Origin of the sequence: Actinophytocola sp., assembly GCF_035942955.1 — a bacterium.
Lineage (GTDB): Bacteria > Actinomycetota > Actinomycetes > Mycobacteriales > Pseudonocardiaceae > DASYTH01.
On the sequence record NZ_DASZCQ010000015.1, the window covers coordinates 20,479 to 27,083 of the forward strand.

Sequence of the window (6,605 nt, forward strand, 5' to 3'; positions counted from 1 at the left end):
GGCCTGGTTGAGCGGTCTCGCCTCGGCGGCGGTGGCGCGGGGCTAAACTTCCTCGGGTGTCGAGTTGCGATCATGTCGACACGCTGGTCAGCGAGCCGCGTGGTCCGTTCTACGGTCCGCTCGCGCATGGGTTCGCCTGCGGTGCGCACATCCCGATCCACAATGCGCACGCGTGGAACGCGCTGGTCGATCCGGCCACCGGCGGCGAGGAGACCCGGGAGTCGCTGGCGGAAAGCTGGGGGATCACCAATCCGCAGGAGTGGCGCGAGCAGGTCGACTACCTGCTCGCCGGGCAGAACGTCGGCCCGGAGACCGACCTGCTGCTGCACCTGCGCCGCGACATATTCGGCCGCTACGGCCGGTGCGACCTGCCGATGTGGCGCGACGCGATCGTCCAATGGGGACGGTCCCGCGGCACCGCGCCCGAGCTGGTCGACGAGTTCGTCCACAATGTCGGCATGATCACCCGCTACGAGGCCAGGTTCCGCGCGGACGGGCTGCTGCCGCTCAACGGGACCGTCAACTCCGTGCTCGGCTACGACTTCGGCCGCGCGGTGAGCATGGCCCGCTGGGGTTTCGGCGCCGGCTTCTGCGACTATCCGACCGCCGAGTCGGTCATCCTCCGGACCGGCGCACTCACCCGGCAGTACTACGTCTCCTGGGCCGACTTCGGCGCCGGCTACGCCCTCGGCCGGGTGCTGCGCTTCGACAACGAGGAGTACGGCCACATGTACGAGTCGGTGCTCGGCCCGCACCGCATGCTGATGACCGCCCCCGCGAGCCCGTGGCGGCACATCCCGTTCTGAGCCGTCGGGTGGGTTGTGCACAACGCCGGTTGGGAGTGGTCGCCCGCCACGCCGGCCCACCGCGAGCAACCGGCCAGCCAACCACCGTGGCGACGCACCACAGGCATCCGTCGTGCAGAACCCACCTCCACAAGACACTAAGGTGCCTGCCGTGGGACGGCTGATCGTGATCGAGGGGCTGGACGGCGCCGGCAAGCGCACTCTGGCCGACAAGCTGACCGCCGCGCTGGCCGAGTGCGGTGCCTCGGTCGGGCGGCTGGCGTTTCCCCGCTACGGCGCCGACGTGCACGCCGACCTGGTCAGCGACGCGCTGCACGGGCGGCTTGGCGACCTCGGCGACTCGGTGCACGGCATGGCGGTGCTCTTCGCGCTCGACCGGCACGCGGCCGCCGACACCGTCCGGGCCGACCTGGCGGGTCACGACGTCGTCCTGCTCGACCGCTACGTCGCGTCCAACGCGGCCTACGGCGCGGCCAGGCTGCACCAGGATGCGCGCGGCGAGTTCGTCGAGTGGGTGCGTGCGCTCGAGATCGACCGGCTCGGCCTGCCGGTGCCGGACCTGCACCTGCTGCTTCGCGTCTCCCCGGAGCTGGCCGCGGAGCGCTCTGTGCACCGGGAGCGCACGGAGTCCGATCGGGGGCGCGACACGTGGGAGTCCGACGGCGGCCTGCAGGCGCGCTGTGCCGCCGTCTACGACCAGCTCGCCGCCGACGGCTGGCTCAGCCCGTGGCGGGTCGTCGACGGTGGCTCCACTGTGGACCTTCCGGCGCTGGCCCGGCTGGCCCTACAGCGCCCCGACTAGCTCGCCGCCCCAGCGTCGGATCTCGGCCTCGATGTCGAGCTGGCGGATCGCCAGGTCCTCCTCCATCTCCGGGGTGACCCGCTCGCGCGGCACGAACCAGGAGACCTCGAACTCCAGGCCGTCGGGATCCTTGCCGTACAAGGACTTCGACACGGTGTGGTCGGAGGAGCCGACCAGCGCCCCGGCCGCGACCAGCTTCCGCTCGAACTCGGCGAGCTCGGTCAGCGTCTGCACCGACCAGGCCAGGTGGTACAGCCCGACCCGCGGCGGCCCGCCGGCCGGCGCCGGTGTTCCCACCTGGAACAGGCCGAGGTCGTGATCGTTGTCCGAGTCGGCCGCGCGCAGGAACGCCATGCCGGGCCGCTGGTGGATCACCCGGAACCCCAGGACATCACGGTAGAACGCCACGCTTTGCTGGGCGTCGCTGACGTAGAGCACGGCGTGGTTGAGCCGGCGGATGCCCATGCTCACCTCCCTGTATAGGTAGTTCAACGTTCAACTGTAGTGATCGGTGGGGGCTCCCGCGAGTACCACGTCCCAAGTGCGACGATGTAGCCATGAAGGCACGTGTGTTGGTCGTGGACGACGACCCCGCCCTGGCCGAGATGCTGACCATCGTGCTGCGCGGCGAGGGCTTCGACACTGCCGTGGTGGCCGACGGCACGCGGGCGCTGCCCGCGCTCCGCGAGCTCAAGCCCGATCTGGTGCTGCTCGACCTGATGCTGCCCGGCATGAACGGGATCGACGTCTGCAAGGCCATCAGGGGCGAGTCGGGTGTCCCCATCGTGATGCTCACCGCCAAGAGCGACACCGTGGACATCGTGCTCGGGCTGGAGTCCGGCGCCGACGACTACGTGGTCAAGCCGTTCAAGCCCAAGGAGCTCGTGGCCAGGGTGCGCGCCCGGTTGCGGCGCACCGAGTCCGAGCCGGCCGAGACGCTGTCCATCGGCGACCTCACCATCGACGTGCCCGGCCACGAGGTCACCCGCGACGGCGTCGCCATCCAGCTCACCCCGCTGGAGTTCGACCTGCTGGTCGCATTGGCCCGCAAGCCCCGCCAGGTGTTCACCCGCGAGGTACTGCTCGAGCAGGTGTGGGGATACCGGCACGCCGCGGACACCCGGCTGGTCAACGTGCACGTGCAGCGGCTGCGTTCCAAGGTGGAGAAGGATCCCGAGCACCCGGTGGTCGTGCTGACCGTCCGCGGCGTCGGCTACAAGGCCGGCCCTCCCTGATCGAGGCGCGGTGAAAGCTCTCCTTGCCCGGTTCGTCCGTGCCGTGCTTCGGCACACCGGGCGCGCGGTCGGATGGGGCCGGCGGCAGGCCGGCCGCTTCGGCGTCATGTGGCGGCGCTCGTTGCAGCTGCGCGTCACGATCTCCACCCTCGCCCTGTCCTCGGCCGTGGTCTTCGTGCTCGGCATGGTGCTGCAGTACCAGATCACCGAGCGCCTGCTGGACACCAAGCAGCAGGCCGCGATCGGCGCGACCAGGGAAGCCGTCGGAGTGGTCAACCGCGAGCTGGTCGGCGTCGCCCCCGGCTCCGACCCCGTGGAGGGCCGGCTCACCAGCGCGCTGAACAAGCTGCAGGGCACGACGAGCTCCGTCGCCGGCGCGTTCGAGGCGGTGCTGGCCAGCGACACCCGGGACCTGGCGACCGGCGAGGCGCGGTTCGTCGGGCCCTACGAGTACGTGCCGGACGGGCTGCGGCAGTTCGTGCAGTCCGGCAAGTTCACCCACCAGATCCAGACGGTGTCCGATCGGGACACCGGCGGGCGGGTCACCTACCTCATGGTCGGCGCGCCGATCTCCAACTCCACCCGCGCCATGCAGCTGTACCTGCTGTTCCCGCTGACCGCCGAGCAGAACACGATCAACCTGGTGCAGAACACGCTCATCGTCGGCGGCGTCGTGCTGCTCCTGCTGCTGGCCGGGATCGCCAACCTGGTCACCCGGCAGGTGGTCCGCCCGGTGCGCGGCGCGGCGCAGGCCGCCGAGCGGTTCGCCAGCGGCGAGCTCGACGAGCGGCTGCCGGTGATCGGCGAGGACGATCTGGCCCGGCTTGCCCAGTCCTACAACGAGATGGCCGAGAGCATCCAGCTGCAGATCCGCCAGCTCGAGGAGTTCGGGACGCTGCAACGCCGGTTCACCTCGGACGTCTCGCACGAGCTGCGCACCCCGCTGACCACCGTGCGGATGGCGGCCGACGTGCTGCACGCCTCGCGCGTCCAGTTCCCCGCCGGGCTGGCCCGGTCCACCGAGCTGCTCGTCGACGAGCTCGACCGGTTCGAGTCGCTGCTGGCCGACCTGCTGGAGATCAGCCGGCTCGACGCCGGGGTCGAGGAGCTGATCGCCGAGTTCGTCGACCTCCGGTCGATCGTCGAGCGGGCGGTCGAGTCGGTGCGCCGGATCGCCGAGAACGCCGGATCCGAGATCGTGGTGGAGCTGCCGGACACCGAGGCGATCGCCGAGGTCGAGTCCCGCCGCGTGGAACGGATCCTGCGCAACCTGCTGGCGAACGCCATCGACCACGGCGAGGGCGGGCCGGTGACGCTGCGGCTGGCGTTCAACGACGACGCGGTGGCCGTGACCGTCCGGGACAGCGGGGTCGGCCTGCGTACCGGCGAGGCCGACCTGGTGTTCAACCGGTTCTGGCGGGCCGACCCGTCGCGTAACCGGCGCACCGGCGGCACCGGGCTGGGACTGGCGATCAGCCTCGAGGACGCCCGCCTGCACGGCGGCGGGCTGGACGCCTGGGGCGAGCCGGGCGAGGGCGCGTGCTTCCGGCTGACGCTGCCGCGGCGGCAGGGCGTCGGCTACACCAGGAGCCCGCTGGACCTGCCCGGTGAGGTGCACCCCGAGCCGCCCGCCGACGCCGAGTCGCCGGGCTCACCGGCGGGCAATGGCAGGGCTGATGAGCTGAGCCTGCGCGGGGACCGGGAGGAGGTGCGGGGATGAGCCGCACGCGTCTTGCCGGGCTGGCCCTTGTGGTGGCGGCGCTGCTGGCCGGCTGCGCGAACATCCCCGAGCAGTCGTCTCCGCAGGCGGTGCCCAACGGCGGCGGCAACCCGCCCGGCCCCAACACGTCCCCGGACGACGACGCCGACCCGTTGACGCTCGTGCGGGGTTTCGTTGGTGCGGCGGGCAATCCGGAGGTAGCGAAGGGCTACCTGACCCCGGAGGCCCGGGAGGCCTGGCAGGCCGACGCTCCGCCGACGATCATCGACGAGACGTTCGTGACGGCGCCGCTGCCGATCCAGGACCGGCGGGCGCAGGGCCAGGAGCAGCCCAACGAGTTCACGGTCGTGCTGACCGTGACCAAGGTCGGCCGGCTGGGCTCGGACCGGGCGTTCGTCCCGGCGTTCGGCAGCGAGGAGTACCGCGTCCAGGTGCGCCGGGACAACGCGAGCGCACCGTGGCGCATCCAGACGCCGCCCGAGCCGGTGCTGATCTCGCTGCCCGACTTCACCGCCAGCTACCAGCAGGTGCGGGTGTACTTCTTCGACCCGGAGTTCCGGGTGATCGTGCCGGACCTGCGCTACGTGCTGGCCCAGCCCGGCGGGGTTCCCGACCGGGTGGTCCGGCTGCTGCTCGACGGCCCGTCGGACACGTTGGTCAACGCCGTCAAGACGGCGATCGAGGACGGCGCCGAGCTGCGCACGAACGCGGTGGCCGACACCGACGGCGCCCTGGTGGTGAACCTGACCAAGCTCGGCGACCTCACGCCCGACGAGCGGGACCTGATCGCCGCGCAGATCGTGCTCACGCTGCGGGACGTCACGCAGAGCCGGATCCGGCTGATGGTCGACGGCCAGGCCCTGGTTCCCGGGCACGGCGACTGGCGGCCGAGCGACGTGCCCTCCTACGACGCCGTGGCCAAGCCCAACGCCGACCTCCCGGGGATGTTCACCAACACGGCGACCGGGCGGGTCCACTCACTGCGCAACGGCGATCCCGTCGCCGGCCCGGCCGGCAACGGCGACCTCAGGGTCACCAGCGCGGCCCAGTCGTTCGACGGCAGCTCGATCGCGGTGGTCCACGAGGTGCCGACCGGCGCCCGGCTGCGGATCGGCCCGATCGGCCAGCCGCTGGCCGAGGTCGACCTCGAGGCGTCCACGCTGACCAGGCCGACCTGGCTGTTCGGCACGCCGACCGCGGCCAGCAACGAGGTGTGGACGGTCCAGAACGGCGTCGACGTCTTCCGCGTGGTCCGCACCGGCACCGGCACCTGGTCGCCCAGCAAGGTCAACGCCGGCGTGCTGCGCGAGTTCGGCACCATCACCGACCTTCGCCTGTCCCGCGACGGCGTGCGGATGGCCGCCGTGGCCAACGGCCAGGTCGTGGTCGCCACCGTGGTGCGGGCCCGCGACTCGGTCACCATCCAGTCGCCGAGGACCCTGCAGGGCACCAGGGTCAAGGACGTCGTCGGCGTCGACTGGCGCAGCCAGGACACCGTCGTCGTGGCCACCGCCCAGACCGGCCAGCTGGTCCTCAACCTCTCCGTCGACGGCTTCGACGTCAAGCCGTACACCAGCCAGAACCTGGGCACCCCGGTCTCGGCCATCGCCGCCGCCCCCGACCGCGACGTCGTCGTCACCGACCGGGTCGGCATGTGGACCTCCTCCGACACCAACCAGGTCTGGCAACTCCAACCCCAGCACCAGATTCCCGGCGCCCGCCCGTTCTACCCCGGCTGAGCGCCGGACGTGCCGACCGTGCCAGAACTGTCGGTGGGGTCGGGCAGGCTCACCGGCATGCGGAACCCCATGCGGCTGCTGCTCGATCTGGTGGTGCCGGTGCGCTGTGCCGGCTGCGACGCCCCGGACGTGGGCTGGTGCGACGTCTGCGCGGCCGGCGTGCGCCGGCCCTTCGCCGTGGAGCGGGAGGCCACCGCGCACGGTCCGCCCGCCTTCGCCCTCGGGCGGTACGAGGGGGCGGCGCGCCGGGCCGTCATCGGCTACAAGGAGCGCGGCCGGCGCGACCTGGCCGAGCCGCTGGGC

The 6,605-nt window shown here is 71.8% G+C and carries 7 protein-coding genes; 6 read left to right on the top strand and 1 reads right to left on the bottom strand.

Annotated features, from left to right (window positions below; translation table 11 throughout):
* Positions 1-56: 56 nt before the first annotated feature.
* Together VGX25_RS01300 and VGX25_RS01305 are read left to right on the top strand one after the other, a co-directional pair.
* The gene (locus VGX25_RS01300) at positions 57-806 is read left to right on the top strand and encodes a DUF1266 domain-containing protein (protein ID WP_326915633.1); all 750 of its coding nucleotides are present in this window, start codon (positions 57-59) and stop codon (positions 804-806) included.
* Between the two features lie 151 nt (positions 807-957).
* The gene (locus VGX25_RS01305) at positions 958-1,608 is read left to right on the top strand and encodes a dTMP kinase (protein ID WP_326915634.1); all 651 of its coding nucleotides are present in this window, start codon (positions 958-960) and stop codon (positions 1,606-1,608) included.
* On the opposite strand, the gene VGX25_RS01310 is transcribed toward VGX25_RS01305, so the two are convergent.
* On the bottom strand, positions 1,591-2,100 hold the full coding sequence (locus VGX25_RS01310) for a VOC family protein (protein ID WP_326915635.1): 510 nt from the start codon (positions 2,098-2,100) through the stop codon (positions 1,591-1,593). The two genes, VGX25_RS01305 and VGX25_RS01310, sit on opposite strands and share 18 nt — an antisense overlap.
* Positions 2,101-2,165: 65 nt before the next feature.
* Between VGX25_RS01310 and mtrA the strand changes: the two genes are divergently transcribed.
* The 4 genes from mtrA to VGX25_RS01330 all read left to right on the top strand — a co-directional run.
* On the top strand, positions 2,166-2,843 hold the full coding sequence (mtrA, locus tag VGX25_RS01315) for an MtrAB system response regulator MtrA (RefSeq protein WP_326915636.1): 678 nt from the start codon (positions 2,166-2,168) through the stop codon (positions 2,841-2,843).
* Positions 2,844-2,853: 10 nt separating this feature from the next.
* Positions 2,854-4,563: an MtrAB system histidine kinase MtrB gene (mtrB, locus tag VGX25_RS01320; RefSeq protein ID WP_414635700.1), complete on the top strand. Its 1,710-nt coding sequence runs from the start codon at positions 2,854-2,856 to the stop codon at positions 4,561-4,563.
* On the top strand, positions 4,560-6,302 hold the full coding sequence (locus tag VGX25_RS01325) for an LpqB family beta-propeller domain-containing protein (RefSeq protein ID WP_326915637.1): 1,743 nt from the start codon (positions 4,560-4,562) through the stop codon (positions 6,300-6,302). The genes mtrB and VGX25_RS01325 overlap by 4 nt, the downstream gene beginning before the upstream one ends.
* 57 nt (positions 6,303-6,359) lie before the next feature.
* Positions 6,360-6,605 (top strand): ComF family protein (locus VGX25_RS01330; protein ID WP_414635701.1); only part of this gene is annotated, 246 nt, incomplete at its 3' end.